Consider the following 25714-nt stretch of genomic DNA (forward strand, 5'->3'; position numbering starts at 1 on the left):
AATTTCTCCACATTCACCTAGGGGTGTCTGATGACAGTCCCATCAAGTCTACTAGTTCGGCAGCGGCTGCCGAAACATCGGTGTTGACTATCACGTGATCGAATTCGTCCTTCGCCGCAAGTTCAGTGCGCGCAGTTTCAAGACGACGGGCAATCTGCTCGGGCGTTTCGGTGCCGCGACCGGTGAGTCGGCGAACGAGTTCGTCCCAACTGGGCGGAGCCATGAACACAAAACGCGCATTCGGTGCGTGCTGACGCACTTGACGCGCCCCGTCGAGGTCGATTTCCAAAAGCGGTGCAAAGCCCTCGGCCAAAGCCTGCTCAACAGGCTCTGACGGCGTTCCGTAGCGGTGCTTACCGTGGACGACAGCATATTCGAGCATTCTGCCCGCGTCGATGAGGTCGTCGAACTCTGCGTCCGTCACAAAGCGGTAGTGCACGCCGTCCACTTCTCCCGGGCGGGGGTCGCGCGTAGTTGCCGACACCGAGAGCCACAGTCGGTCAGCGCTGTTCTTGGCATGCTGGACAACGGTGCCCTTGCCGACCGCCGATGGGCCGGTGAGCACGGTCAGAACTGGTTCAGTCAAATTTCTCCAATAGCGCGGCTCGCTGGTGGACGCCCAGGCCTCTGATCCTGCGTGAACGGGCGATGCCGACTTCTTCCATAATGGCCTCTGCGCGCCTGTCCCCCACTTTGGGGATTGCGCGCAGAAGGTCGTAGACCTTCATCTTCTGCAGGGCTTCGCTGTCATTGGCTTCTGCCAAGACCTGGGCGAGCTTCTTTTTGCCTGATTTCAAATCTGCTTTGGCTTCCGCCCGCTCAACGCGAGCGTCGAAGGCCTTGCGCAGGGCAGCTGATCGCTGTTCGTCAGTCAGCGGTGTCAGTACCATGTGTCCCCCTCCTCAAGATCCGCTTTGTAGATCGGGACACTCGCAGTCTAGCGGCCTTTTGGGGTCACCGCTTCGGCAATCGAGGCTATTTCCTCAGCAATATCGGCACTGTCAGGACCGCACCGCGACAGCGACCGCGAGGCGTTGACGATTACCCTTCCGGCACGGTAGGCCTCACCGAAAACAGCCTCAAGATCGGCAGTCCCGGCCCCCTGCGAACCGAAGCCCGGTGAGAGCACCGGGCCCGAAAATCCCCCGAGGTCAATGCCGAGATCAGCAGCGGCAGTTCCGATCGTCGCGCCGACTACCAGTCCGATGAGCGGAACATCCAGCTGGCGATTGACCTCCTCAGCCTGCCTGACCACCTCGGCGGCAACTGCCCTGCCCTCCGGAGTGCGCGCGTGCTGGACTTCTCTGCCTTCGGGGTTCGAGGTCAGCGCCAGCACGAACAGGCCCTTGCTGTGCTCGGCCGCGGCTTCCATGGCAGGTCGCAAGGACCCCACTCCCAGATAGGGCGACACGGTCAAAGCGTCGGCGGCGAGGGGGCGTGCGGGATTGAGGTAGGCGTCTGCGTAGCCGGCCATCGTCGAACCGATATCACCGCGTTTGGCATCGAGAATCGACAGCAGACCAGCCTCGCGAGCCTGGGCGAGCAGATCTTCGAGAACGGCGATGCCGGCTGAGCCGTGGCGTTCGAAAAACGCCGACTGGGGTTTGATGAACCTCGCCCGTCCGGCCGCAGCGCTCAGCACATTGTTTGAGAATGTGCTGAGTGAGTCCGGACTGTCCGGCAGACCCCACTGTGCGATCTGCTCCGGGTGCGGATCGATTCCGACGCACAAGGGGCTTGCCCAGGCCGCGTCGTGCCACTGTGTGAACGTCATGCCCAGTCCTGAAGCGAACGGACTTCGGCGGTGTTGCGCCGGCGCACGTCAATAGCGCCGACAGCCGAGGAGAACGCCGCTGTCGTCGTCATAATCGGAACGTTCGCAGCGACAGCGGCCGCGCGAATCTCATAGCCGTCGGAGCGCTCCTGGCGTCCCGACGGCACATTGACCACGAGGTCGATTTCCCGCTGGTCGATCTTGTGCAGAATGGTGTCCTCGCCCTCGGCCGCTTCGTGCTGCTTGGCAATGCGGGTGCTCGGCACGCCGTGGCGGGCCAGGACATCAGCAGTGCCGGCGGTGGCGACGATTTCGAAGCCCATGTCGGCAAGGGTTTTCACCGGCAGGACGATAGAGCGCTTGTCGCGGTCTGCGATCGACACGAACACCCGCCCTTCGGTGGGCAGAGCGGTCGAAGCGCCCAGCTGGGCTTTTGCGAAAGCCTCCGGGAAGTTCGGGGCGATGCCCATGACTTCGCCGGTTGAGCGCATTTCCGGGCCGAGAATCGAATCGACTGCCTTACCGTCGGGGGTGCGGAAGCGGCGGAACGGAAGGACGACCTCTTTGACTGTCACGGGGTGGTTCAGCGGAAGGTAAGAGCCGTCGGACTCCTCTGCCAGGATCGTTCCGCGCAGCTTGCTGATAGTGCGGCCGACCGCTATGAGGGCTGCTGCCTTGGCCAGCTGGCGATGGGTTGCCTTCGACACGAACGGCACGGTGCGCGAAGCACGCGGATTGGCTTCGATGACGTAGAGAATGTCGGCGGCCACCGCGAACTGAATGTTGAGCAGGCCGCGAACACCCGTTCCGCGGGCAATCGCCAGAGTCGCTTCGCGCACACGCTGCAGAACGCTTTCGCCCAAGCTGATCGACGGCAGGACAGACGTGGAGTCTCCGGAGTGCACGCCGGCTTCTTCGATGTGCTCGGATATGCCGCCGATGTAGAGCTCTTCGCCGTCGAACAGTGCGTCGACGTCGATTTCGACCGCGTCGTCGAGGAACTTGTCGACCAGCACCGGACGGTCGGACGAAACTTCGGTGGCGGTCTCCATGTAGGAGCGCAGCTGCTCGGAGTCGTAGACAATCTGCATACCGCGACCGCCCAGCACATAGGAGGGGCGCACGAGCACCGGATAGCCGATGTCTTCGGCAATGTCGACGGCCTCATCAAAGGTCACGGCGGTTCCGTGCTTGGGAGCGACGAGATGTGCTTCGGCCATGATCCGGCCGAACTCGCCGCGGTCCTCAGCGAGGTCAATCGCTTCGGGCTGCGTGCCGAGAATCGGCACGCCCGCTTCCTTGAGCGCAGTCGCCAGACCCAGCGGAGTCTGCCCGCCCAGGGTGCAGATGACACCGGCGACCGGGCCGGCCTGCGCCTCGGCGTGGTACACCTCGAGGACGTCCTCGAGTGTCAGCGGCTCGAAGTACAGGCGGTCAGCGGTGTCGTAGTCCGTCGACACGGTCTCCGGATTGCAGTTGACCATGACGGTTTCGTAGCCGGCGGATTCGAGCGCCATCGCCGCGTGCACGCAGGAATAGTCGAATTCGATTCCCTGCCCGATGCGGTTGGGACCCGAGCCCAGAATGATGACGGCTTCCCGATTCCGCGGCGCAACTTCGCTGGTCGCGTCATAGCTCGAGTAGTAGTACGGAGTCTTCGCCTCGAATTCTCCGGCGCAGGTGTCTACCGACTTGTAGACGGGGCGAACGCCCAATGCGTGGCGCACACCCATGACAACGGCCGGGTCAAGGCTGCGCAGCTGTGCGATCTGCTTATCGGAGAAACCGTGCTTCTTGGCTATGACGAGAACTTCGAAGCTGAGTTCTTCGGCTGCGCGGACGTAGTCGGCGACCTCGTTGATCAGCGCAATCTGATCGAGGAACCACCGGTCGATCTTGGTGTGCTCGAAGACCTCGTCAATGCGCATGCCCGACATGAGAGCACGCTGGACCGTGTAGATGCGGTCTTCTGTCGCGTGTGCGAGTTTGGCTTCGACCTCTGCGCGGACACTGCTGTCTTCGAGGTTGAACGCCGCATCGAAGGCGAACTCGGAATTCTTCTTCTCCAGGCTGCGCAGAGCCTTCTGCAGCGCCGTCGTGAAGTTGCGGCCAAGCGCCATGACTTCGCCGACGGCTTTCATGGTGGTCGTCAGGGTCGGGTCGGCGGCGGGGAACTTCTCGAAGGCGAAGCGCGGAATCTTCGCGACTACGTAGTCCAGGGCCGGTTCGAATGCGGCCGGAGTTGTTGCGGTGATGTCGTTTGGAATCTCATCGAGCGTGTAGCCCACCGCGAGCTTCGCTGCGATCTTCGCAATCGGAAAGCCGGTTGCCTTCGACGCCAGGGCCGACGACCGGGACACGCGGGGGTTCATTTCGATGACGACGATTCGGCCGGTCTCCGGGTGGATTGCGAACTGGATGTTGCAGCCGCCGGTCTCCACCCCGACACCGCGGATGATCGCAATCCCGATGTCGCGCATTTTCTGGTATTCGACGTCGGTCAGAGTCAACGACGGCGCCACCGTGATGGCATCACCGGTGTGCACGCCGACGGGATCGAAGTTCTCAATTGCGCACACGACGATGACGTTGTCGTTCTTATCGCGGATGAGTTCAAGCTCGAACTCCTTCCACCCGAGGATGCTCTCTTCCAGCAGCACCTCGTTTGTCAGCGAGTCGTGCAGACCGTCGCCGGCAATTCGGCGCAGGTCCTCTTCGCAATAGGCCATGCCAGAGCCCAGGCCGCCCATCGTGAATGACGGACGCACCACCAGCGGGTAGCCGAGCTTCGCAGCACCGTCGAGCACCTCGTCCATTGTGTTCGCAATATAGGACCGGGCGACTTCGGCGCCGCACTGTTCGACGACGTCTTTGAACTGCTGGCGGTCTTCGCCGCGTTCAATCGCGTCGACATCAGCGCCGATGAGCTCCACACCGTGCTTGGCGAGAACACCCGATTCGTGCAGATTGATTGCGGCGTTCAGTGCCGTCTGCCCTCCGAGGGTGGGCAGGAGCGCATCGGGCTTCTCCTTTTCGATGATCTTTTCGATGACATCGGGGTCGATCGGCTCAACGTAGGTGGCGTCGGCCAGTTCTGGGTCGGTCATGATCGTCGCCGGATTGGAGTTGACGAGCACAACCCGCATGCCCTCACGGCGCAGGATGCGGCAGGCCTGAGTGCCGGAATAGTCGAATTCGCAGGCCTGGCCGATGACAATCGGACCAGAGCCGATCACGAGGACGGTTTTGATGTCTGTACGCAGCGGCATCAGTTCTCCTTGGCGTTGTCAGCCAACAGCTGGGCGAAAGTGTCGAAAAGGGTGCGCGAGTCGTGCGGTCCCGCCGCTGACTCCGGGTGGAACTGCACCGAGAACGCCGGGATGTCGAGGCATGTCAATCCCTCGACTACTTGGTCGTTCATGCCGATGTGCGAAACCTGCACCCTGCCGTACTCAGCGTTCGGTGCCGTGCCCGGATCGCCCAGCGGCGCATCGACGGCAAAACCGTGATTCTGCGTGGTGATTTCGACACGCCCCGATGCGACGTCGAGAACCGGCTGGTTCGAACCGCGGTGGCCGAAAGTCAGTTTGTAGGTGTCAAAGCCCAGTGCTCGGCCCAGCAGCTGGTTGCCGAAGCAGATGCCGAAGAACGGGATGCGCTCTTTCAGCACGTGTTGCAGTACTGCGATCGGCTGCTTCATGGCCGAGGGGTCACCCGGTCCGTTCGAGAAGAACACGCCGTCGGGGGCAAGCTCCGTGAGCTCATCGACCGTCGTGCCTGCAGGCACCACAGTCACTTCGAGGCCGCGCTGGGCCAGCTGGTCCAGCGTTGTCTTCTTCACACCGAGGTCGTAGGCGACAACCGAGAAGCACTTCTCGCCTTCCGCGGGGACGGTGTACGGCTCCTGGCAGGTGACTTCCGAGGCGAGGTCCGCGCCCTGCATCTGCGGGGCCCGGCGGACGATCTCGAGCAGCTCATCCAGGGACTTCTGGGCGTCATCGCCGGAGAAGACGCCCATCCGCATGGCGCCCTTGTCGCGCAGGTGCAGTGTGAGTGCGCGAGTGTCGACATCGCAGATTCCCACGAGCCCAATCGATTTAAGATGCTCTTCGTAGTCGCCTTCGGCACGCCAGTTCGACGTGATCCGAGAAGGGTCGCGGACGACGACCCCGGCGGCCCAGTACCGGCCCGATTCGCTGTCTTCGCTGTTGACCCCGACATTGCCGATGTGGGGGAACGTGTGAATCACGATCTGCCGGTGATACGAGGGGTCCGTCAGGGTCTCCTGGTAGCCGGTCATAGCGGTGGTGAAGACCGCCTCGCCAACCGTTGTCCCCAGGGCGCCGAACGCGTATCCCGTGTAGTGCGTGCCGTCTTCCAGAACAAGCCGGGCCGGCTGTGTGCGCAGGCTCATCGTCTCCTACCTCTGAGTATCTCGATTTCTGCGGCGATGGTCTTCTTAGCGCTGTGTTCCCTTGGGCGGAAGCCGGTGTCGACTTCGTGGTCACCGAGGTTCCAGCGGATGATGACGATTCCGTCTTTCTCTACAAACTTGCCGATCATGCCCGAGCCGAAGAACACATCCACGATGTCTTCGGCGGGAATCCGAAAGGGCGTACGGCCGTCGAGGCTGAACACAACACCGTCATCCTGGATGTCGAGCCCAGCGCCCGTGCGCACGCCGAGGCCGTGGACGCTGATCCTCTCGAGGTGCTGGTCGGCGAAGGTGGTGGCAATGTAGTAGCCGTCATAGCCGCTGTCGGTGGGCTCGGCCGATTGCGGGGCCGGGATGTCCGCCTGGCGATTCTGTCTGGCCTTCCACCCCCAGCGCATGAGCAGCAGGACGGCCACCGCGACTGCAGCGAGGACGAGGACGGGGATCAGGCGATCCACGAGCCCTCCCGAAGTTCGTGTTTGCGCACAATCGAACCGTCTTCGACGATGTGTGTGCCGTACAGGACGGTGTGGACGACGCGCGTGTTGATCTCCAGACCGCGGAAGGGGTTGTTGCGGCCCTTGGTTGCATGGGTGTCGGGTTCGATCACACCGGGTGAGCTCGGGTCGACCAGAATGATGTTCGCACCCGTTCCGACCTCGAGGGAACCGTGTTCTGCGTGCCCGGCGATAGCCGCCGGATTCGCACTCATGACGCGGGCGATATCGGCCCAGCCGAAGTCGTAGTCGCGCATGGCCTCGACCACGATCGGCAGAGCCGATTCCATGCCGACCATGCCCATGGCCGCAGCCGACCATTCGCAGCACTTGTGTTCGGCCGGGTGGGGTGCGTGGTCGGTGGCGACGATGTCGATCGTGCCGTCGGCCAGCCCTTCGCGGACGGCTTCGACATCGCGGCGAGTGCGAAGCGGCGGATTGACCTTGTACACAGGGTCGAAGGTTTCGACGAGTTCGTCGGTGAGCATCAGGTGGTGCGGTGTGACCTCGGCCGTGACCCGGACACCGCGGGATTTCGCCCAGCGCACGAGGTCCACGGAACCTGCAGTCGACAGGTGGCACACGTGCAGGCGCGAATCCACGTGTTCGGCCAGAAGAATGTCCCTGGCGATGATCGACTCTTCGGCAACGGCGGGCCAGCCCGGCAGGCCGAGCTTTGCTGAGATCGTGCCCTCGTTCATCTGGGCGCCCTCGGTCAGGCGAGGGTCCTGCGCGTGCTGGGCGATGATGCCGTCGAAGGTTTTGACGTACTCGAGGGCGCGACGCATGAGAAGCGGGTCGTGGACACACAGACCGTCATCGGAGAAGACGCGCACCTGCGCGGCGCTGGCCGCCATCGCACCGAGCTCTGCCAGCTGGGCGCCCTCCTGTCCGACCGTGACCGCTCCGATCGGCGCGACTTCCGTCAGCCCCACCTCGCGGCCCAGGTGCCACACCTGCTCGACAACACCGGCGGTGTCAGCAACCGGCTGTGTGTTCGCCATGGCGTTGACTGCGGTGAAGCCGCCCCGAGCGGCCGAGGCCGAACCAGTGGCAACTGTCTCGGCGTCTTCTTTTCCGGGTTCGCGCAGGTGGACGTGCATGTCGACCAGGCCCGGCAGGGCCACCAGCCCCGTCGCGTCGATCGTGGTGTCGGCAGCCTCGACAGATTCGACGATCCGGCCGTCGCGCACCGCAATCGAGCCGGTGCTGCCGTCGGGCAGCTGAGCGTTGGTGATGAGCAGCGATGTCATTGCATGTCCTCCGAAGTGCGACCGGTCAAAAGACGATAGAGCGCAGCCATGCGCACGTAGACGCCGTTCTCCACCTGTCCGAGGACAGCGGCGCGGGGCGAATCGGCTGCGGCCGCACAGATTTCAAAACCGCGGTTCATAGGTCCGGGGTGCAGTATTGCGGCAGCTTCAGGCAGTCTGCGGTAGCGCTCCTCGGTGAGGCCCCACAGCCGCGTGTATTCGCGCGGGCCGGGGAAGAATGCCTGATGCATGCGCTCGCGCTGGACTCTCAGCATCATGACGGCGTCGAAGTCGAACTCTTCAAGGGCGGTATCGAAGTCGTAGCGGATTTCACACGGCCAGCCTTCCACTCCCCACGGCAGCAGGGTGGGCGGAGCGATGAGAACGACAGAAGCCCCCAGGGTCTCCAGCAGGTGCACATTTGAGCGGGCTACGCGGGAGTGCAGAACATCGCCCACGATTGCCACTCGCATACCGGCCAGGTCCTTGCCGAAGCTGGTCTCAGAGGGCCCGGAAACAGGTTCGTCAGACAGTATGCGGCGCAGGGTGAAGGCGTCCAGCAGTGCTTGTGTGGGGTGTTCGTGCATACCGTCGCCGGCGTTGAGAATATGCGCGTCCGTCCATTCGCTGCCGGCCAGGAAGTGCGGTGTTCCGGACCCGGGGTGGCGGATGACGATCGCATCAATGCCCATGGCGCCGAGCGTCTGGACGGTGTCTTGGAGGCTTTCGCCCTTGGAAACCGAAGAGCCTTTGGCGGAGAAGTTGATGACGTCCGCACTCAGGCGCTTGGCGGCGGCCTCAAAGGAAATGCGCGTTCGGGTGGAGTCTTCAAAGAACAGATTGACAACTGTGCGCCCCCGCAGGGCGGGCAGCTTCTTGACCGCCTGCCCACCGGAAACGGTCATGGCTTCGGCAATGTCGAGCAGGTCGACCGCATTGGCCTTGCCCAGGCCCGAGGTGCCAAGAAGGTGGCGCATCACCCCTCACCTCGTTCTGGGGAGGTGATGATGACCCGGTCGCAGGCGTCGTCGGTTTCTGACAGCGACACCGCGACGCGCTCTTCGGCAGAGGTCGGCAGGTTCTTGCCGACAAAATCAGCGCGGATGGGCAGCTGACGGTGCCCGCGATCAACGAGAACAGCCAAGCGGACCGCCTGCGGGCGTCCGTAGTCGTGCAGCGCATCGAGTGCTGCGCGCACGGTGCGCCCCGAGTAGAGAACATCATCGACCAGGACGACGGTACGTCCGTCGATTCCGCTTTCGGGCAGCTGAGTGGGCAGCGCTGGGCGGAGCCTGCCGGTGTTGAGGTCGTCCCGGTGCATCGTCGCGTCAATGCTTCCGACGATCCTGTCTGAACTCACACCGGGTTCGATCGCGGCGATCCGCTGGGCCAGTCGCTGCGCCAAAGGCACACCGCGGGTTGGAACGCCAAGGAGCAGGAGGCCATCGGCACCCTTGTTGGATTCGAGAATTTCGTGGGCAATGCGTGTCAGCGCACGCGAGATCTCACTCGCGTCGAAAACTTCGGCTGTGCGCATCAGTCCCCCTTCCCCGCCTCACTGGACGGTCATTAAAGGAGCGATTTTCATCAGCATAGCCGAACCGGTTCAGTCCTGTTCGGCTGAGCCTTCGTCGGACTGTGCTGATTCCGGCTGCGGCTGCTGCACAGCCTGGTCTGGAGTGCTGCGGTCCTTCTTGCCCTCTTTGCTCACACGGTCAAGCAGCGCGTTGATGAAGGCCGGTGAATCATCGGTCGAGTAGGCGGCAGCGAGGCTGACGGTTTCGTCAATCGCAACGGGATCGTCGAGTTCGTCATTGTAGAGAACTTCCCACAGGCCCATGCGCAGCAGAGCGATATCGACCTTCGGCAGCTGGTCGACGTTCCATTCCGAATACTCCCGCAGAGTGGCGTCGATGGCGGTGCGGTGTTCGACAACACCGCGCACGATCTCGACGGCGTATTCCTTCATGGGGTATTCGGGGTCACCGGAGCGCAGCTGGATGAGCTCGTTTTCATCCAGCTTGCGCTCTCCGGCTTCAAAGAGAAGTTCAAGCGCCCTGCGGCGGGCGCGACTGCGGGCGCTCAATCGCGAACGCGCCCGAGGTACTCACCGGAGCGGGTGTCGACGCGCACAGCGGTGCCCTCTTCGAGGAAAAGCGGAACCTGGATTTCGTATCCGGTTTCCAGGGTTGCGGGTTTGGTGCCGCCAGAGGAGCGGTCGCCCTGCAGACCGGGTTCGGTGTGTGTAATCGTGAGTTCGACGATCGGCGGAAGTTCCACGTACAGCGGGCTGCCGTCGTGGAAAGCGATCTGCAGCGACTGGTTTTCCAGCATGAAGTTCGCGGCGTCGCCAACGAGTTCAGGACCGATGGAGACCTGGTCGTAGTCCTTTTCGTCCATGAAGACGTAGTCGGTGCCGTCGTTGTACAGGTACTGCATGTCCCGGCGATCGACCGTGGCGGTCTCAACCTTGGTGCCCGCGTTGAACGTGCGGTCGACGATCTTTCCAGACAGAACGTTTTTGATCTTAGAGCGGACGAAGGCCGGGCCCTTGCCGGGCTTGACGTGCAGAAACTCAAGCACCTGCCACAGTTCGTTGTCGAGAACCAGCACCATGCCGTTCTTCAGATCATTCGTCGTTGCCACGTTTCTCCTTCATCCGATGAATGGCCGAAAACCCCGTCGATTGTATCAGTGCTCAGCTCAGCCGCGTGACGGGCGAATCCGTTCCGATTGCGGTGTAGGCGCTGAACGGCAGCGATGTGTCCGCTGCTTCAAGAACAGCTGGACGCCCGATGTCCTCCAGGACGATGAATCGCAGGAGAGAGCCGCGAGCCTTCTTGTCCCTGCGCATTGTGTCCAGCAGCTGCGGCCACTTGTCGCCGCGGTAGCCGGTCGGCAGACCCAGGTGCTCAAGAACGGTGCGCAGCCGGGTGACGTTTTCTTCCGACAGGTTCTTGGTGAGAACCGACAGTTCTGCGGCGAACATCATGCCGACGGCCACAGCGGCCCCGTGGCGCCACTGGTAGCGTTCCAGGCGTTCGATGGCGTGACCGAGGGTGTGCCCGAAGTTGAGGAACTCACGCTTGCCAGATTCCTGAAAATCCTCGCTGACAATGTCTGCCTTCACCGCGATGGAACGGCGAATGATCTCAAACAGCTCCGGCGATGCGGGATCTGTGAGTGAATCCTTGGGTGTATTTTCGATGAGGTCAAGGATTTCGGGGTCGGCAATGAAACCGCACTTCACACTTTCGGCCAAGCCGGTGAAGAGCTCATTCGGCGGCAGTGTGGCGAGTGTTTCAAGATCACACAGGACGCCTGCCGGCGCGTGAAAAGCGCCGACCAGGTTCTTGCCCTCCTCGGTGTTGATGCCGGTTTTGCCTCCGACGGCGGCATCGACCATGCCGAGCACGGTCGTGGGGATGTTGATATAGCGGATTCCGCGCAGCCACGTGGCGGCCACGAAGCCCCCCAAATCGGTCACCGCTCCCCCTCCCACATTGACGATGACATCAGTGCGGGTGAAGTCAGACTGGCCGAGGATCTTCCAGCAGAATTCGGCCACCCGGCCGTGCTTGGCTTCTTCGGCATCGGGGATTTCTGCGGCAAGGGCCTCGTAGCCTGCCGCCTGCAGGTCATCGCGGACCAGATCCCCCGTCGTCCGCAGAGCTCGCGGATAGATCACGAGCACTTTCTGCGCACGACCGCCGATGAGCTCCGGCAGTCGGTGCATGAGCTTGTGCCCGATCACAACGTCGTAGTCCCCCCCGGCGCTGACCGGCACGACTGCTTCTGTCACTGAAACTCCTGTTCCTGGCTGCTTTCACGGAATTTTTCGTATTCTTCGGCCCGCTGGAGACCGGTGATGATCCCGACGATGCGGTTGACCGCCGTAGACGGCGGGCCATCATCGGCCTGAATGACTGCCGTTGCGGCTTCTTCGTAAAGGCTTCGCCGTTCGTCGAAGACTCGCTGCCAGCGCGCTGCGGGATCATCACTGTCATCCAGCAGGGGCCTTTTGGAACCGCCCAGGCGCTGCACGGCGGTGGTGCTGTCGATCTCAATAGCGATCGTCTTGATCGCGGGGTGTTTCAGCTGAGCCCTCGTACCCGGGTTGAGCACAGCTCCGCCGCCAAGTGAGACGACTCCCGGCCGCTCGAGCAGACGCCGCAGCTCGCGGCGCACAACAGCACGTTCGTATTCCCGGAATCGGTCTTCGCCGCGTTCTGCGAAGATCTGCGGGATCGGGCCGTAGAGATCGGCAATCCGATGATCGGTGTCCACAAAGGGCACGCCGAGCCGCTCGGCGATCAGCCGCCCGATTGTTGACTTTCCGGCCGCGGGAGGGCCGACCATGACAATGCGCGCTCCGGCCGCCGGGACGGGATCGACAGGCGGGGTCGGTCGTGGCAGCGGCCGTTCGGTCATGTCGTTGGGAAGTTCAGCTGGGCCACGTAGGCGTCAAGGTTGCGCTTGGTCTCCTCGAGGGAGTCCCCACCGAACTTTTCGGTCACGCTTTCGGCGATGACGAGCGCCACCATGGCTTCGGCAACAACACCCGCGGCTGGAACGGCACAGACGTCTGAGCGCTGATGGTGTGCCTTGGCTGTTTCTCGCTTCTGCACGTCGATTGTGCCCAGGGCGCGCGGCACAGTGGCGATCGGCTTCATGGCCGCCCGCACTGCAAGAGGTTCGCCGGTCGTCATACCGCCCTCGGTGCCGCCGGCGCGGTTGCTTGCGCGTACGGCTTTGTCGCCGTCGAGGCCGATCTCGTCGTGCGCCTGCGATCCGCGGCGGCGAGCGGTTTCGAAGCCGTCGCCGACCTCGACGCCCTTGATGGCCTGAATGCCCATGAGGGCCCCTGCCAGCCTGGAGTCAATGCGACGGTCCCAGTGCACGTGCGAGCCCAGACCGACCGGCAGTCCGTACGCGATGACCTCGACCACGCCGCCCAGGGTGTCTCCTGACTTTTTGGCGTCATCAACCTCAGCGACCATGCGGGCTGACAATTCCTGGTCAAAACACCGCATGGGATCCGCATCGAGAGCTTCGACATCAGCGGCCGTCGGCCGTGCCGCAGCGCGCGATCCTTCGACCGGCCCAAGCGACACGGTGTGCGAAACCAGCGTGATGCCCAGTTCGGCAAGAAACGACTGCGCAACGGCGCCCAGAGCAACGCGCATGGCGGTTTCGCGGGCAGATGCACGCTCGAGGATGGGCCGGGCTTCGTCAAACCGGTACTTCTCCATGCCCACCAGGTCAGCGTGTCCCGGGCGAGGGCGCGTGAGGGCCTGTGCCCGCGCCTGACCTTCGAGCTCAGCGGGGTCGACGGGATCGGGGCTCATGACCTTTTCCCACTTGGGCCATTCGGTGTTGCCGACCTCAATTGCAATCGGCGAACCGAGGCTGCGGCCGTGGACAACGCCTCCGAGCACCCGAACGGCGTCAGCTTCAAACTTCATCCGCGCCCCGCGCCCGTAGCCCAGACGCCGCCTGGCCAGCGCGTTGGAGATCATTTCCGATGTCACGGGAACGTGGGAGGGCAGGCCTTCGATAATGCCCGTCAGAGCTTCGCCGTGCGATTCACCGGCGGTCAACCATCTCAACATTCTCCACAGTCTACAAAGCCAGCGGCGTCAGCAGGACGGCAGTCCACGTGCCGATGAGAAGATGCGGGCCGAACGCGATGTGGGTGATCTTGGTGCGCTTGATGAACTTGGTGTTGATCCAGTACACGAGCGCTGATGCGTTGGCGACCACAAGCACCACAGCGAGTCCCCACAGGCTGACCATGCCGACGGCCAGACCGATGAGCGCGCCGAGCTTCACATCGCCCAAGCCGATCGTCTCCCAGCGGCCCACACGTGCTGCGAGGTTGAGGATCCCGAAGACGGCAACGACGATCACTGCGCCGATCAGCCCGCGAACACCGGCTGTCTGCGCGGCCTTGACCGTTTCGAAATAGCCCACAACCAGACCGATGGCGGTGACAAGGAACATCGCTGCGCCCAACGGAAGCACGAGTCTGTCCGGCAGACGGTGGATTCTGCTGTCAATCCAAAACAGCCACCCGGTGGCTCCTGCAAGAAGTGACAGGGCGGATACGGGAAAGAGAGTGCCCAGTTCATTGCCGAAGACGACCGGGGACATGAAAGCAGCCAGCCACGCGAGGACAAAGGCAACAGCCGTAAACACCACCGCGAGGAACCGCGGCGGTTTGTGCGGCCAGGTCGTCTGGCCGATCAGCAGGCGCAGTCCGGCTTCGTCGTGGATGATTTCGGCAAAGCGAAAGCGGATGACATAGCTCGTTCCGACACTGAGAGCCGAGCATATGAGCAGAGCCAACCCAAGCGTCAGAGTGTCATTCACAGTGCCTGTGCCTCCTTCGTCATCGTCTTCTCCAGACTGGTGACGGTCTCGGCGTCAAACGTGCCGGTCAGCGCTGCCCGGGCGATGCCGAACAGCTCAATCTGGCGGATGGCCTGGTGGATGAGCATGCGCTGACCCGGTATCGCCGTGCCCCCGCGCTCGGCGGCGGCTGTGGCGAGGGAAAAGCCCCCGGGGGCATAGCCCGCTTCGAAAACCGCTGTTGTGCAGTGCGCTGGCAGTCGGAGCGAATCCTCCGTCAGAACTTGCGAGGGCAGAGTCGACAGGACTGTCGACCAGTCGTCCAGCTGGAGCTGCCCAAGTGCCGCTGTCCCCGTCCGCGCCCCGAGCGACTGAGCGAAGTCGGCGAGTGTTCGGGCCTTGTGCTGCGATCGGGCGAAGATCTCAATGTGCTGTGCTCCAAGCCGCGCGGCAGCCAACACGGCAGACTTCGCTGTGGCTCCGCTGCCGAGAACCGCGCAGCGTGACACATTCGCCCCGGCTTCGCGCAGAGCCTGTTCAATGCCGTGCACGTCGGTGTTGTAAACGCCGGGCACCGGGCCGTTGACCCACGTGTTTGCGCCGCCGGTCAGCCGTGCGGTGTCGTCGACGGCCCACCCGCGCTCATCGGCCAGGCGAACAAGTTCCGTCTTCAGCGGCATCGTCAGAGAAAAGCCCGCCCAGTCGTCGTGCGCGTCGAGAAACGAGGCGAGCTCGGCCTCGGCCACCTCGAAACGCCCGTATTCCCAGTCCAGCCCCAGGGTGCGATAGGCAGCGACGTGCAGCGCCGGTGACTGCGAGTGGTCTATCGGCGAACCGAGTACAGCAAGCCGTGCGTCAGCCATTTTTCTCGCGGTGCTCCCTAAGCCACTTCTGATACTCCTCGACGTTCTTTTCATGCTCCGAATAGGTTTCGGCGAACTTCACTTCCCCCTTGTCGGGATCAGTCGCCACGAAGTACTCCCATTTGCCCTCCGCCGGATTCTTCGCCGCGGCAAAGGCACCGTCAGACGGGGAGTTCACGGGACCGGGCGGCAGACCCTTGTGCTTGTAGGTGTTGTAGGGGTTGTCGGATTTGCGCTGCTCCGGCGTTGTCGTGAGGTCTTGGCGGGCCCCGAAGATATAGGCCACGGTTGCGTCTGACTGCAGATAGCCATCGGTTTCGGAGTCCTTGGACAGGCGGTTGATGAACACCCGGGCGACCTTGGCGCGGACTTCGGGGTCGCCAGTTGCTTCGATCTCGATCAGGCTGGCCAGCGTCATGAAGTAGTTCGCATCATCATTGGTGATGGCCTGCTCGTTGAGCATGTTCTTCGTGCCGTCAACCATAGACTGCACGAGCTTTTCCGGCGTCGTGTCACCGTGGATTTCGTAAGTCGCCGGGTGCAGGTAGCCTTCGAGGCTGGGTGCGTCGACTTCGAGTCCGTAGTCCTTCGGCTTTTTGTCGTCAAGTGCCGCGTTGATCTCGGATTCAGAGAATTCGTGTTCTCCGAGCTTCTTTTTGAGGTCATCGATGGTGTTGCCTTCGGCCAGCGTGATCTTGTTGGCCGCGTCGGCTTGCTCGAGGACGTCTGCGGCAGCCTGGGCGCTCATTTCGCGGCGCATGGTGAACGTTCCGGTCTGAATGACGATGTTGCGTTCCTCGATCTGCTTAAGGAACGGGCCAGCGGCTTTGATGACCCCCTCTTCAACCAACTGGTTGGCAACCTGGCGGGCAGATGTTCCAGGCGCGATCGTGACCTTGACTTCTTCTTTTCCTTCGCCCTCGTAGTCTCCCCGGCTGAGAAACACATTGCCCAGAGAGTTCTTTGTCGAGAGCAGGCCGACAACGGCGCCGCCGCCGAGCAGGAGTGTGGCGACGACGAAAATCGCCACCATGCGCCGCCTGCGGAACTTCCTGCGCCGCTCTTTCGCCCTGCGTTCGGCCCGGGTCATCGGGACCGCGTCGAATTCCTCCGCGAGGCTGTTCATGCTTGCCCTTCCACAGCACCGACCGATTCTGCCAGCGGCCCGTTGGCGCGCTCATATTCGAGTGCGCTCTGCAGGATGATGACAGCGGCCTGTGCGTCGACGATTTCGCGGCGCTGCTTTGAATTCCGCCCCGCTTCGGCCAACTGTGCGTGCGCCTGCGAAGTGGAGAAGCGTTCGTCCATGAGTTTGATCGGCATACGGGCGGCACGGGACAGCGCTTCGGTGAATGCCAGTGCCTTGTGCGCTGAGGCCCGCTGTTTTCCGTCGAGCGAGGTGGGTTTGCCGCTGATGATCTCGATCGGCTCGTACTCTTCGATGAGCTGCGCAAACTGCCTCAGCACCGTGTCATCCCCTTCGCGCCGATACAGGGTCCCGACGGGACTTGCGAGAATGCCGTCGGGATCGCACGCGGCGACCCCCACGCGCACCGTACCGACATCAACCGCGACTCGTCTTCCCCGTCGAAACGTCACCCGTGATCCTCCAGTGCACGGCGAACAGCCACAATGGCCTCGTCGATCTTCGAAGCGTCCTGACCGCCGCCCTGAGCGAGGTCGGGCTTGCCGCCGCCACCGCCGCCGAGCACCCCGGTTGCGGTCTTGACAAGCTCACCTGCTTTAAAGCCCAGTTCCTGTGCGGCGGGGCTGACTGCCACAACGACCGTCGGGCGTCCGCCGGCCGCACCGAAGGCTGCGACGACGGAAGCCGTGTCCCCTAGCCGCTGCTTGACGTCCTGCGCGAATGTGCGGACGTCACCGCCGCCGGCTTCGCCGAGGTTGACGCCGACAAAGCGCACACTGCCGACAGTCTGCGCTTCCTGGGCGGCCTGGCCCGCACCGGCAAGGACCTTGTCGCGTTCGAGCTGTGCAATGGTCTTTTCGGCTTCCTTGATGCGCCCGAGCAGACCGCCGACCCGGTCAAAGACTTCCGCACCGGGCACTTTGAGAAGGTCTGAGAGGGCCTGCACGATTGCGCGCTCTTTCGACAGGGAGCGGATTGCGTCAAGACCGACGCTGGCTTCAACACGGCGGGTGCCGGAACCTACCGAGCTTTCGGAATACAGCGAGATCGGGCCGATCTCGGCGGTCGACTTCACGTGCGTGCCGCCGCACAGTTCCCGCGACCACAGACCGCCGATGTCGACGACGCGGACGGTCTCGGGATACTTTTCGCCGAACAGCGCGGTGGCGCCGGACTTCTTGGCGTCCTCGTAGGACATGTACTCATACCCGACTTCGAAGTTATTGCGCACCGCCAGGTTGGCGGCTTCCTCAACTTCTGCGCGCATCTGCGCGGTCATGGCCTCCGGGTAAGAATAGTCAAAGCGCAGATAGCCGGGCTGGTTGAGCGAACCGGCCTGCGTTGCGGTCTCGCCGAGAACCTCACGCAGGGCCGCGTGGATCATGTGGGTTGCCGAATGGGCCTGCTGGGCCTGGTAGCGGTGTTCGGAGTCGACCTGCGCCGACAGGCTGGCACCCGCTTCGAGTTCGCCCTCCAGGATTTCGATGCGGTGGGCGGCAAGACCGGCAACCGGGTTCTGAACATCGTGGACCCGGGCTTTGAAGCCGTCGCCCACGAAGATGCCGATGTCAGATGTCTGACCACCGGATTCGGCATAGAACGGCGTGAGGTCGAGGACAGCGTCTACTGTGTCACCGGCGCGTGCAACCGGAACCGCCGTGCCGTCGGCAACCAGGCCGCGCACGGTCGAATCAGCAACGAGGGCGTCGTATCCGACGAATTCGCTCGGACCGTTTTCACGCAGGGCGGCAAAAGCGCTCAGATCGGTCTGCAGGCCGCCCTTTTTGGCCTTTGCATCGGCTTTGGCGCGTGTGCGCTGCTGCGCCATGAGCGCTTCAAAGCCTTCGCGATCGACTTTCACCCCGGCTTCTTCCGCCATTTCGAGGGTGAGGTCAATCGGGAAGCCGTGTGTGTCGTGCAGGGCGAAGGCGACATCGCCGGACAGCGTTCCGCCGCTGCTGATCTGTGCGACGGAGTTCTCCAGCAGCTGGGTGCCGGATTCCAAAGTGCGCAGGAATGCCCGCTCTTCGGCGTAGGCAACCTGAGAAATGCGCTTGAAGTCCTTTTCCAGTTCCGGATAGGAGTCTTTCATCGCATCCCGTGACACCGGCAGCAGCGAGGGCAGAACCTCGTCTTTGACGCCGAGCAGCCGCATAGCGCGAATCGAGCGACGCAGCAGACGGCGGAGGATGTATCCGCGGCCTTCGTTGCCGGGACGCACACCGTCGCCGATGATGACAAGCGCAGAGCGGACGTGGTCGGCCACAACGCGCAGCCGCACATCGTGCTCTTCATCGTCGCCGTAGGAGATCCCTGCCATGCCAGCCGCAGCCTTGATGACGGGAAAGACTTCGTCGACCTCGTACATGTTCTCGACGCCCTGTTTGAGGAACGCCACGCGCTCCAGGCCCATCCCGGTGTCGATGTTCTTGGCGGGAAGCTCGCCTTTGATGTCGAAGTCGGTCTTCGAACGGACCGCGGAGAGTTCGAACTCCATGAACACGAGGTTCCAGATCTCGATGTAGCGGTCTTCGTCGGCTTCCGGGCCGCCCTCCACACCGTAGGCGGGGCCGCGGTCAAAGTAGATTTCCGAACAGTAGCCGCCCGGGCCGGGCTGGCCGGTGTGCCAGAAGTTGTCTTCGCTGCCGCGGGACTGGATCCGCTCACGCGGAATATCGGTTTCTTCCAACCACAGTTCGATCGACGCTTCGTCTTCGCGGTGGACGGTGACCCACAGGCGTTCGGGGTCGAAGCCCAGGCCGCCCTTGTCTTCCGGTGTGCTCAGCAGCTCCCACGCGAATCCAATCGCTTCGCGCTTGAAGTAGTCGCCGAAGCTGAAGTTGCCGTTCATCTGGAAGAACGTGCCGTGGCGGGTGGTTTTTCCGACCTCTTCAATATCGGCCGTGCGCACGCACTTCTGCACGCTCGTAGCCCGCGGGTAGGGGGCTGGAACGTCGCCTGAAAGGTAGGGAATGAACTGCACCATGCCCGCGATGTTGAACAGAATCGACGGATCGTTGCTGATCACTGAGGCCGAGGGAACAACGGTGTGCCCTTTCGACTCGAAGAACTCGAGCCACCGGCGCTTGATCTCAGCAGTTTTCATTCCGGGCCTTTCCATTCGGGTGTCTGCAGCCTGCAAGGCAGGATACGTGCGCTGTCGAGTCTAGTGCACAGACAAACAACAAGTGCCCGGGCCGACACGGCCCGGGCACTTGAATCAGCAGATCAGCGCGAGTAGTACTCGACGACCATCTGGACGTCACAGGTGACGGGAACTTCTTCGCGCTTGGGGCGGCGGGCCAGAGTGGCCTGCAGAGCCTCAAGGTTCACGGTCAGGTAGCCGGGAACGGTCGGAAGAACGTCGCGGTGTGCACCGGCAGCGGCAACCTGGAACGGGTCCATGCTGACCGAACGTTCGCGTACGCGGATCATCTGACCCGGCTTGACGCGGTAGGAAGGGCGGTCGACCAGCTGGTTGTCCACCATGATGTGACGGTGAACGACGAACTGGCGTGCCTGCGCGATGGTGCGTGCGAATCCGGCGCGCAGGACGAGGGCGTCCAGGCGCATTTCAAGCAGCTCGACCAGCGTTTCACCGGTCAGACCGGGGGTGCGGGCTGCTTCTTTGAAGAGGTTGAGCATCTGAGCTTCGCGGATGCCGTACTGAGCGCGGAGGCGCTGCTTTTCCTTCAGGCGGACCGAGTAGTCGCTGTCGTTGCGGCGACGAGCACGGCCGTGCTCACCGGGAGCGTAGGGACGGCGTTCGAAGTACTTTTCAGCCTTCGGTGTCAGCGGGATGCCGAGAGCGCGCGACAGGCGGACCTGTCGGCGTGAACGTGACGGAGCCATGTTCACCTTTCATTTCAGAGTATTGTGCTTCGGCCGACATGCCTCGGTCGGATCAGAAGCTGTTGTTTCCCCCTGTGGGAAAGAGGTGATCATCGCGAGGTCGAATGATCACGACCGCCTATTCATATGAGGCACAACAGCGACCAATCTTAGTTCATTCGCCTCCCGCGACACAACGCGGGTTGGCGTGTCAGCGCCCACACTCCTCTGACGAGGTGCCGCTGTCAGTCTTCCTGTTCGCCTTCTGCCTGTGCCGGCTCACCCCTTTCAGCGTCGGCCGTGCGGGGCGATCTTCCGCTGCGCAGCTGTTCGAGGGCAATCAGACGGTCCTCCATGGAGCGCTCTGCGCCGTTGCCGGTGGGCCGGTAGTAGCGCCTGCCGCGCAGCGGTTCGGGCATGTACTCCTGCGGTGAAACTGAGAACGGGTAGTCGTGTGAGTAGCGGTAGTCGACGCCGTGACCGAGTGCTTTTGCACCGGGATAGTGGGCATCGCGCAGCGGTTTGGGAACTTCGCCGAAGCTGCCCTTCTTGATGTCGGCCAGCGCTTCCCCGATTGCTCGGTAGGATGCGTTCGACTTCGGCGCGCAGGCCAGGTAGACAACTGCCTGCGCCATGGGTATGCGTCCTTCTGGCATGCCGATCCGCTCAACCGCAGTCTGTGCTGACACTGCCACCGTGAGTGCCTGCGGGTCAGCCATGCCGATGTCTTCGGATGCGGAGATCACTATTCTGCGGCAGATGAACCGCGGGTCCTCCCCCGCCGAGATCATGCGCGCAAGATAGTGCAGCGCGGCATCGGGGTCGGAGCCGCGAATCGACTTTATGAACGCCGAGACGACGTCGTAGTGCTGGTCCCCCGCGCGGTCATAGCGCACGCGGGCTTCATTGGCGGCTTCGCGGACCTCAGCTTCTGTGATCACCGGAGTTCCGGCATCTGCGCGAGCCTCTGCGATGCCTGCGGCGGCCTCGAGGACGGTCAGTGACTTGCGTGCGTCACCGGACGCGGTCTGCACAATGTGCTCGAGGGCTTCGTTCTGAAGTTTGTAGCCGTCGGCCAGACCGCGCGGTGAGTGCAGAGCGCGGTCAATAAGTGCGCGGATGTCGTCTTCTGCCAGCGGTTCGAGCTGCAACACCAGCGATCGCGAAACGAGCGGGGCGATAACGGAAAAGGACGGGTTCTCGGTTGTCGCGGCAACCAGCACCACAAGCCGGTTCTCCACCGCCGGCAGCAGTGCGTCCTGCTGGGCTTTTGTGAATCGGTGGATCTCATCGAGGAAGAGGACTGTTGTGCGCCCGTAGAGGTCGCGATCATTGCGCGCGGTTTCGATGACCTGGCGCACGTCCTTGACAGTTGCCGAAATGGCTGAGAGTTCGACAAAAGAACGGTCTGGGGCGTGTGACACCACGTGGGCGATTGTGGTCTTGCCGACCCCCGGCGGGCCGAACAGGATGACGGAGCTGGGGCCGGCCTTTGAACCGGCCTGCGAGGTGGCCAGCTGCTGCAGCGGGGACCCCGGATAGGTGAGGTGCTTCTGCCCTGCTATTTCGTCCATTGTCCGCGGGCGCATGCGCACCGCCAGCGGGTCGAGAGCAGACGCGGAGCCCGAACCGTCTTGCGGTTCGGGCTCCGCGGAGAACAGGTCAGCCAATCAGGCGTCCTTTGATTCCTTCGGCCCTGCGTCAACGCCGGCGTCCTTGCGCTGCTGAGCGGTGATCGGCGCTGGTGCAGCCGTCAGCGGGTCGAAGCCCGCACCGGTCTTCGGGAAGGCGATGACGTCGCGAATCGAATCGGTGCCCGCCAGCAGGGCCACAATGCGGTCCCATCCGAAGGCGATGCCGCCGTGCGGGGGCGCGCCGTAGCTGAATGCCTCGAGCAGGAATCCGAACTTCTCCTGCGCTTCTTGTTCGTCCAGCCCCATGACTTTGAAAACGCGCTCCTGCACGTCGCGACGGTGGATGCGGATCGATCCGCCGCCGATTTCGTTGCCGTTGCACACGATGTCGTAGGCGTTTGTCAGAGCCGAAGCGGGGTCCTGGTCGAACGTGTCGAGGTGTTCGGGCTTGGGTGCTGTGAAGGCGTGGTGAACGGCCGTCCACTTTCCGCTGCCGACAGCGACGTCGCCGGCGGCTTCGGCCTCTTCGGCTGATTCGAACATGGGGGCGTCGACAATCCAGACGAAGGCCCAGTCACCGTCTTTGATCAGGCCGGTGCGTTCGGCGATTTCACCGCGCGCAGCCCCCAGCAGGGCCCGCGATGCGCCCTTTTCGCCGGCGGCAAAGAAGATTGCGTCGCCGCCCGACGCCCCGACTGCCTCCTGCAGGCCAGCGCGTTCGGTCTCCGACAGGTTCTTGGCGACGGGACCGCCGAGTTCGCCGTCCTCGCCGATGAGCACATAGGCCAGCCCCTTCGCACCGTGCTGCTTGGCCCATTCCTGCCAGGCATCCAGCTGACGGCGCGGCAGCGAAGCACCGCCCGGGTAGACGACAGCGCCGACGTAGGGAGCCTGGAACACACGGAACGGCGTGTCCTTGAAGAATTCTGTCAGTTCGGTCAGTTCGAGGTCGAAGCGCAGGTCCGGTTTGTCCGAACCGTAGCGGGCCATGGCCTCGTGGTAGGTCATGTGCGGAATTGAGGCGGGCAGTTCCACATCGATAAGAGCCCACACTTCGCGCAGGATGTCTTCGGCGATGGCGATGACGTCTTCCTGTTCGACAAAGGACGCTTCGATGTCCAGCTGTGTGAATTCCGGCTGGCGATCAGCGCGGAAGTCTTCGTCGCGGTAGCACCGGGCAATCTGGTAGTACTTCTCGATGCCGCCGACCTGAAGCAGCTGCTTGAACAGCTGCGGAGACTGCGGCAGGGCGTACCAGGAACCGGGCTTGAGGCGGGCCGGCACGAGGAAGTCGCGCGCACCTTCAGGGGTGGAGCGGGTGAGCGTGGGGGTTTCGACTTCGATGAAGCCGTGGTGATCCAGCACGCGGCGAGCCGCGCGGTTGGCGTTGGAGCGCAGGCGTATTCGCTTTGCCTGCTCGGAACGGCGCAGGTCGAGGTAGCGGTAGCGCAGGCGGGTTTCTTCGCCCACCTGGCCTGAGTCTTCGGCGTGGTCGGAAACCTGGAACGGAAGGGCTTCTGCCAGGCTGAGCAGTTCGACCTGGGTGTCGACCACTTCGATGTCACCGGTGGGCAGCTGCGGGTTGGCGTTGCCTTCCGGGCGCGCTTCGACGGTTCCTGTCACTTTGATGACGGATTCACTGCGCAGGCGGTCGGCAACGTCTTCGCGGACGACCACCTGCACAATGCCCGAGGCATCGCGGAGGTCGATGAATGCCACACCGCCGTGGTCACGGCGCCGATCGACCCATCCGGTGAGGGTGACGGTCTGACCTTTGTCGGTCAGACGCAGGGATCCTGCTTCGCGGGTTCTCAGCACTGCGCGGTCTCCTTGGGGTTTGTTTCGAGGGTGTCTGTGTTCAGTTTAGCCGTCACGGCAGTGGGCTCACTCAGCGTCGACGCGCAGCACGCGCGGCCAGATGTCGTCTTCTGGCGGTGCCCACAGGTCCGGGTCAGCAGAAACCTGTTCGCCTGTCCGAATGTCTTTGACTTCGCTGCCGGTTTCGGCCGAAGGGAACCACACGAATGGAATCCCACGGCGTTCTGCGTAGCGGATCTGCTTGCCGAACTTGTCAGCCGACGGTGAGACATCGACCGGTATGCCCCTGCTGCGCAGTGCCGCGGCGATCTGGTCGGCTTCCGGTCTCTGGTCTTCTGCGGTGACTGCGACGAGAACTGCGGTCGGCACGCCGCGAGTTGCGGTGAGTGTCCGGTTGGCGCCGACGAGCCGGGACATGAGCCGGGAAACCCCCAGCGACATGCCCACGCCGGGGTAGACCTTCTTGTCAGTCTTGGCCAGTGCGTCATAGCGACCGCCGGAGGCGACCGAGCCCAGAGATTCGTGGCCCTTGAGGAAGGTTTCGTACACGGTTCCCGTGTAGTAGTCGAGACCGCGAGCGATTTTCAGCTGCGCTTTGACGGCTCCGGGGCGTAGACGATTCGCAGAGTCGAGAAGGGTGACAAGGGTGGCGATCCCCTCGTCCAGCAGCGGGTGCTCCACACCGAGGGCGATGACGTCTTCGGCAAAATCCGAACTTGCAGATTCGATTTCGGCCAGACGCAGGCACTGCTTGGCCTGGACGTGATCAGCGCCAGCGGTTTCGATCAGCAGTTCCTCGACCTTTTCCAGTCCGATCTTGTCGAGTTTGTCGATAGCGCGCAGAACCGAGGTGACATCCTCCAAGCCGAGCCCACGGGCAAAGCCTTCGAGGAGTTTGCGGTTGTTGGCGACAATTCCCGCTTCCGGTACGCCCAATTCGCGCAGCGCGTCAAACGCCTGCACCATGACCAGCGGGATCTCGACTTCGAAGTGGTCGGCGAGAACTTCGTCCCCGATGACGTCGATGTCGGCCTGGATGAATTCGCGGAACCGCCCGTCCTGCGGACGTTCACCGCGCCACACCGGCTGGATGGAGTAGCGCTTGAACGGAAAGTTCAGGTGGCCGGCGTTTTCCAGAACGTAGCGGGCGGTCGGCACTGTGAGGTCGAAGTGCAGACCCAGCGGGTTGCGCTCCCTGCCCTCCGAGTGCAACCTGCCGAGGGTGAAGATCTCTTTGTCGATTTCACCGTCTTTGGCGAGGATCGACAGCGGTTCGACAGCGCGCACGTTCACGGCGGCGAATCCGTTGAGCTCAAAGGTGTGTTTGAGCAGATCGAGGACGCGCTCCTCAATGATCCGGTCCTGCGGAAGCCATTCGGGGAAACCCGAGAGCTTTGCGGCTTTGGACATGACAGTGCTCCTTGAAAGATCCGTGGTTCGAAAAAGGTGGATCGGGCTCAGCCGACAAGAAACGGGTTGGCAGCGATTTCGCGGGCCAGTTCAGTGCTGGGACCGTGTCCGGGATAGACCGGCGCTGGGGTGAAGGTGCGCAGCTTCGACAGGGACGCCTCCATCGTGGCGTGGTCTCCCCCGGGAAGATCAGTCCGGCCGATGGATCCGGCGAACAGAACATCACCGCTGAAGTAGACCGCGTCAGAGTCATCTGTGACGCAGAACACGGTAGAGCCCTCCGTGTGGCCGGGAAGATGGTGGGCCGCGATGCGCAGACCGGCAAGCTCCCATTCACGACCATCGACAAATAGCTCGACCTCCGGTGGCTCCCAGCCGTGCAGAACGTCGGCAAGCATGGGCTGGAACTGCGCGGACATGGTCGCCGCGGGATCATCCAGCCGGTAGACGTCGGCCTCGTGCAGCCACACCGGAACATCCCAGTGCCGCCGGTAGTCGGGCAGACCCAAAACGTGATCGATGTGGCCGTGAGTCAGAAGAACAGCCACGGGGGTCAGCCCGTGCTGCTTCAGTCCCTCTGCAAGAGCATCCGTGTTTCCGAAACCGGCGTCGAAAAGCACGCATTCGCCGCCTGTGTCCGCGGCGGCGGCATAGCAGTTGACGCCTAGAAAAGGGGCCTCTGAATTGAGGATGCGCATAGC

The 25714-nt window shown here is 63.0% G+C and carries 24 protein-coding genes; all 24 read right to left on the reverse strand.

Annotation, left to right across the window (positions count from 1 at the left end; all coding sequences use genetic code 11):
* Positions 1 to 13: 13 nt before the first annotated feature.
* Positions 14 to 586, reverse strand: a complete 573-nt coding sequence (gmk, locus tag GC119_RS02210) for a guanylate kinase (RefSeq protein WP_070572560.1) — start codon at positions 584 to 586, stop codon at positions 14 to 16.
* Positions 579 to 890, reverse strand: coding sequence for an integration host factor, actinobacterial type (mihF, locus tag GC119_RS02215; RefSeq protein ID WP_070572559.1), 312 nt, complete (start codon positions 888 to 890; stop codon positions 579 to 581). Before mihF ends, gmk begins: the two co-directional genes overlap by 8 nt.
* A 47-nt stretch (positions 891 to 937) precedes the next feature.
* The gene (gene pyrF / locus GC119_RS02220) at positions 938 to 1774 is read right to left on the reverse strand and encodes an orotidine-5'-phosphate decarboxylase (protein WP_070572557.1); all 837 of its coding nucleotides are present in this window, start codon (positions 1772 to 1774) and stop codon (positions 938 to 940) included.
* The gene (carB, locus tag GC119_RS02225; protein ID WP_070572556.1) at positions 1771 to 5043 is read right to left on the reverse strand and encodes a carbamoyl-phosphate synthase large subunit; all 3273 of its coding nucleotides are present in this window, start codon (positions 5041 to 5043) and stop codon (positions 1771 to 1773) included. Before carB ends, pyrF begins: the two co-directional genes overlap by 4 nt.
* Positions 5043 to 6188 carry a glutamine-hydrolyzing carbamoyl-phosphate synthase small subunit gene (gene carA / locus GC119_RS02230; RefSeq protein WP_070572554.1) on the reverse strand — a complete coding sequence of 382 codons (1146 nt, stop codon included), beginning with the start codon at positions 6186 to 6188 and terminating at the stop codon, positions 5043 to 5045. The genes carB and carA overlap by 1 nt, the downstream gene beginning before the upstream one ends.
* Entirely contained in the window at positions 6185 to 6667 is a 483-nt protein-coding gene (locus tag GC119_RS02235) for a hypothetical protein (protein ID WP_070572552.1), read from the reverse strand. Before GC119_RS02235 ends, carA begins: the two co-directional genes overlap by 4 nt.
* The gene (locus GC119_RS02240; protein ID WP_070572550.1) at positions 6655 to 7959 is read right to left on the reverse strand and encodes a dihydroorotase; all 1305 of its coding nucleotides are present in this window, start codon (positions 7957 to 7959) and stop codon (positions 6655 to 6657) included. Before GC119_RS02240 ends, GC119_RS02235 begins: the two co-directional genes overlap by 13 nt.
* Positions 7956 to 8936, reverse strand: coding sequence for an aspartate carbamoyltransferase catalytic subunit (locus GC119_RS02245; protein WP_070572548.1), 981 nt, complete (start codon positions 8934 to 8936; stop codon positions 7956 to 7958). The genes GC119_RS02240 and GC119_RS02245 overlap by 4 nt, the downstream gene beginning before the upstream one ends.
* The gene (pyrR, locus tag GC119_RS02250; protein ID WP_070572546.1) at positions 8936 to 9496 is read right to left on the reverse strand and encodes a bifunctional pyr operon transcriptional regulator/uracil phosphoribosyltransferase PyrR; all 561 of its coding nucleotides are present in this window, start codon (positions 9494 to 9496) and stop codon (positions 8936 to 8938) included. The genes GC119_RS02245 and pyrR overlap by 1 nt, the downstream gene beginning before the upstream one ends.
* Positions 9497 to 9565: 69 nt before the next feature.
* A complete protein-coding gene (nusB, locus tag GC119_RS02255) occupies positions 9566 to 10045 on the reverse strand; it encodes a transcription antitermination factor NusB (RefSeq protein ID WP_070572544.1) in 480 nt (159 codons plus the stop codon).
* Positions 10042 to 10605, reverse strand: a complete 564-nt coding sequence (efp, locus tag GC119_RS02260) for an elongation factor P (RefSeq protein WP_070572542.1) — start codon at positions 10603 to 10605, stop codon at positions 10042 to 10044. Before efp ends, nusB begins: the two co-directional genes overlap by 4 nt.
* Before the next feature lie 52 nt (positions 10606 to 10657).
* Positions 10658 to 11761: a 3-dehydroquinate synthase gene (aroB, locus tag GC119_RS02265; RefSeq protein WP_070572541.1), complete on the reverse strand. Its 1104-nt coding sequence runs from the start codon at positions 11759 to 11761 to the stop codon at positions 10658 to 10660.
* The gene (locus GC119_RS02270) at positions 11758 to 12390 is read right to left on the reverse strand and encodes a shikimate kinase (RefSeq protein ID WP_070572539.1); all 633 of its coding nucleotides are present in this window, start codon (positions 12388 to 12390) and stop codon (positions 11758 to 11760) included. The genes aroB and GC119_RS02270 overlap by 4 nt, the downstream gene beginning before the upstream one ends.
* On the reverse strand, positions 12387 to 13571 hold the full coding sequence (gene aroC, locus GC119_RS02275; RefSeq protein ID WP_070572537.1) for a chorismate synthase: 1185 nt from the start codon (positions 13569 to 13571) through the stop codon (positions 12387 to 12389). Before aroC ends, GC119_RS02270 begins: the two co-directional genes overlap by 4 nt.
* A 10-nt stretch (positions 13572 to 13581) precedes the next feature.
* Complete coding sequence (locus GC119_RS02280) at positions 13582 to 14331, reverse strand: prepilin peptidase (protein ID WP_070572536.1); 750 nt, start codon at positions 14329 to 14331, stop codon at positions 13582 to 13584.
* Positions 14328 to 15173 (reverse strand): shikimate dehydrogenase family protein, encoded by an 846-nt coding sequence (locus GC119_RS02285; protein ID WP_070572534.1) that lies wholly within the window; start codon positions 15171 to 15173, stop codon positions 14328 to 14330. Before GC119_RS02285 ends, GC119_RS02280 begins: the two co-directional genes overlap by 4 nt.
* A complete protein-coding gene (gene mltG / locus GC119_RS02290) occupies positions 15166 to 16299 on the reverse strand; it encodes an endolytic transglycosylase MltG (protein WP_070572532.1) in 1134 nt (377 codons plus the stop codon). The genes GC119_RS02285 and mltG overlap by 8 nt, the downstream gene beginning before the upstream one ends.
* Positions 16296 to 16772: a Holliday junction resolvase RuvX gene (gene ruvX / locus GC119_RS02295; RefSeq protein ID WP_070572530.1), complete on the reverse strand. Its 477-nt coding sequence runs from the start codon at positions 16770 to 16772 to the stop codon at positions 16296 to 16298. Before ruvX ends, mltG begins: the two co-directional genes overlap by 4 nt.
* On the reverse strand, positions 16769 to 19426 hold the full coding sequence (gene alaS / locus GC119_RS02300) for an alanine--tRNA ligase (protein ID WP_070572528.1): 2658 nt from the start codon (positions 19424 to 19426) through the stop codon (positions 16769 to 16771). The genes ruvX and alaS overlap by 4 nt, the downstream gene beginning before the upstream one ends.
* Positions 19427 to 19548: 122 nt before the next feature.
* Positions 19549 to 20172 (reverse strand): 30S ribosomal protein S4, encoded by a 624-nt coding sequence (rpsD, locus tag GC119_RS02305; RefSeq protein ID WP_070572526.1) that lies wholly within the window; start codon positions 20170 to 20172, stop codon positions 19549 to 19551.
* A 224-nt stretch (positions 20173 to 20396) separates the two neighbouring features.
* The gene (locus GC119_RS02310) at positions 20397 to 21821 is read right to left on the reverse strand and encodes a replication-associated recombination protein A (protein ID WP_151952323.1); all 1425 of its coding nucleotides are present in this window, start codon (positions 21819 to 21821) and stop codon (positions 20397 to 20399) included.
* Positions 21822 to 23603, reverse strand: a complete 1782-nt coding sequence (gene aspS / locus GC119_RS02315) for an aspartate--tRNA ligase (RefSeq protein WP_070572522.1) — start codon at positions 23601 to 23603, stop codon at positions 21822 to 21824.
* 66 nt (positions 23604 to 23669) lie between these two features.
* Complete coding sequence (gene hisS, locus GC119_RS02320) at positions 23670 to 25013, reverse strand: histidine--tRNA ligase (RefSeq protein WP_070776853.1); 1344 nt, start codon at positions 25011 to 25013, stop codon at positions 23670 to 23672.
* A gap of 47 nt (positions 25014 to 25060) precedes the next feature.
* Entirely contained in the window at positions 25061 to 25711 is a 651-nt protein-coding gene (locus GC119_RS02325; RefSeq protein ID WP_070572518.1) for an MBL fold metallo-hydrolase, read from the reverse strand.
* Between the last annotated feature and the right edge of the window lie 3 nt (positions 25712 to 25714).

This window comes from Brevibacterium sp. Marseille-P9724, assembly GCF_902500275.1.
Lineage (GTDB): Bacteria > Actinomycetota > Actinomycetes > Actinomycetales > Brevibacteriaceae > Brevibacterium.

Bases quoted from the DNA above. Each gene is read 5' to 3' on its own strand.
- rpsD (WP_070572526.1), bottom strand. From the start codon at position 20,172: ATGGCTCCGTCACGTTCACGCCGACAGGTCCGCCTGTCGCGCGCTCTC.
- carB (WP_070572556.1), bottom strand. From the start codon at position 5,043: ATGCCGCTGCGTACAGACATCAAAACCGTCCTCGTGATCGGCTCTGGT.
- alaS (WP_070572528.1), bottom strand. From the start codon at position 19,426: ATGAAAACTGCTGAGATCAAGCGCCGGTGGCTCGAGTTCTTCGAGTCG.
- GC119_RS02240 (WP_070572550.1), bottom strand. From the start codon at position 7,959: ATGACATCGCTGCTCATCACCAACGCTCAGCTGCCCGACGGCAGCACC.
- GC119_RS02325 (WP_070572518.1), bottom strand. From the start codon at position 25,711: ATGCGCATCCTCAATTCAGAGGCCCCTTTTCTAGGCGTCAACTGCTAT.
- pyrF (WP_070572557.1), bottom strand. From the start codon at position 1,774: ATGACGTTCACACAGTGGCACGACGCGGCCTGGGCAAGCCCCTTGTGC.
- hisS (WP_070776853.1), bottom strand. From the start codon at position 25,013: ATGTCCAAAGCCGCAAAGCTCTCGGGTTTCCCCGAATGGCTTCCGCAG.
- GC119_RS02285 (WP_070572534.1), bottom strand. From the start codon at position 15,173: ATGGCTGACGCACGGCTTGCTGTACTCGGTTCGCCGATAGACCACTCG.
- GC119_RS02270 (WP_070572539.1), bottom strand. From the start codon at position 12,390: ATGACCGAACGGCCGCTGCCACGACCGACCCCGCCTGTCGATCCCGTC.
- carA (WP_070572554.1), bottom strand. From the start codon at position 6,188: ATGAGCCTGCGCACACAGCCGGCCCGGCTTGTTCTGGAAGACGGCACG.
- aroC (WP_070572537.1), bottom strand. From the start codon at position 13,571: ATGTTGAGATGGTTGACCGCCGGTGAATCGCACGGCGAAGCTCTGACG.
- mltG (WP_070572532.1), bottom strand. From the start codon at position 16,299: ATGAACAGCCTCGCGGAGGAATTCGACGCGGTCCCGATGACCCGGGCC.
- pyrR (WP_070572546.1), bottom strand. From the start codon at position 9,496: ATGCGCACAGCCGAAGTTTTCGACGCGAGTGAGATCTCGCGTGCGCTG.
- GC119_RS02245 (WP_070572548.1), bottom strand. From the start codon at position 8,936: ATGCGCCACCTTCTTGGCACCTCGGGCCTGGGCAAGGCCAATGCGGTC.
- mihF (WP_070572559.1), bottom strand. From the start codon at position 890: ATGGTACTGACACCGCTGACTGACGAACAGCGATCAGCTGCCCTGCGC.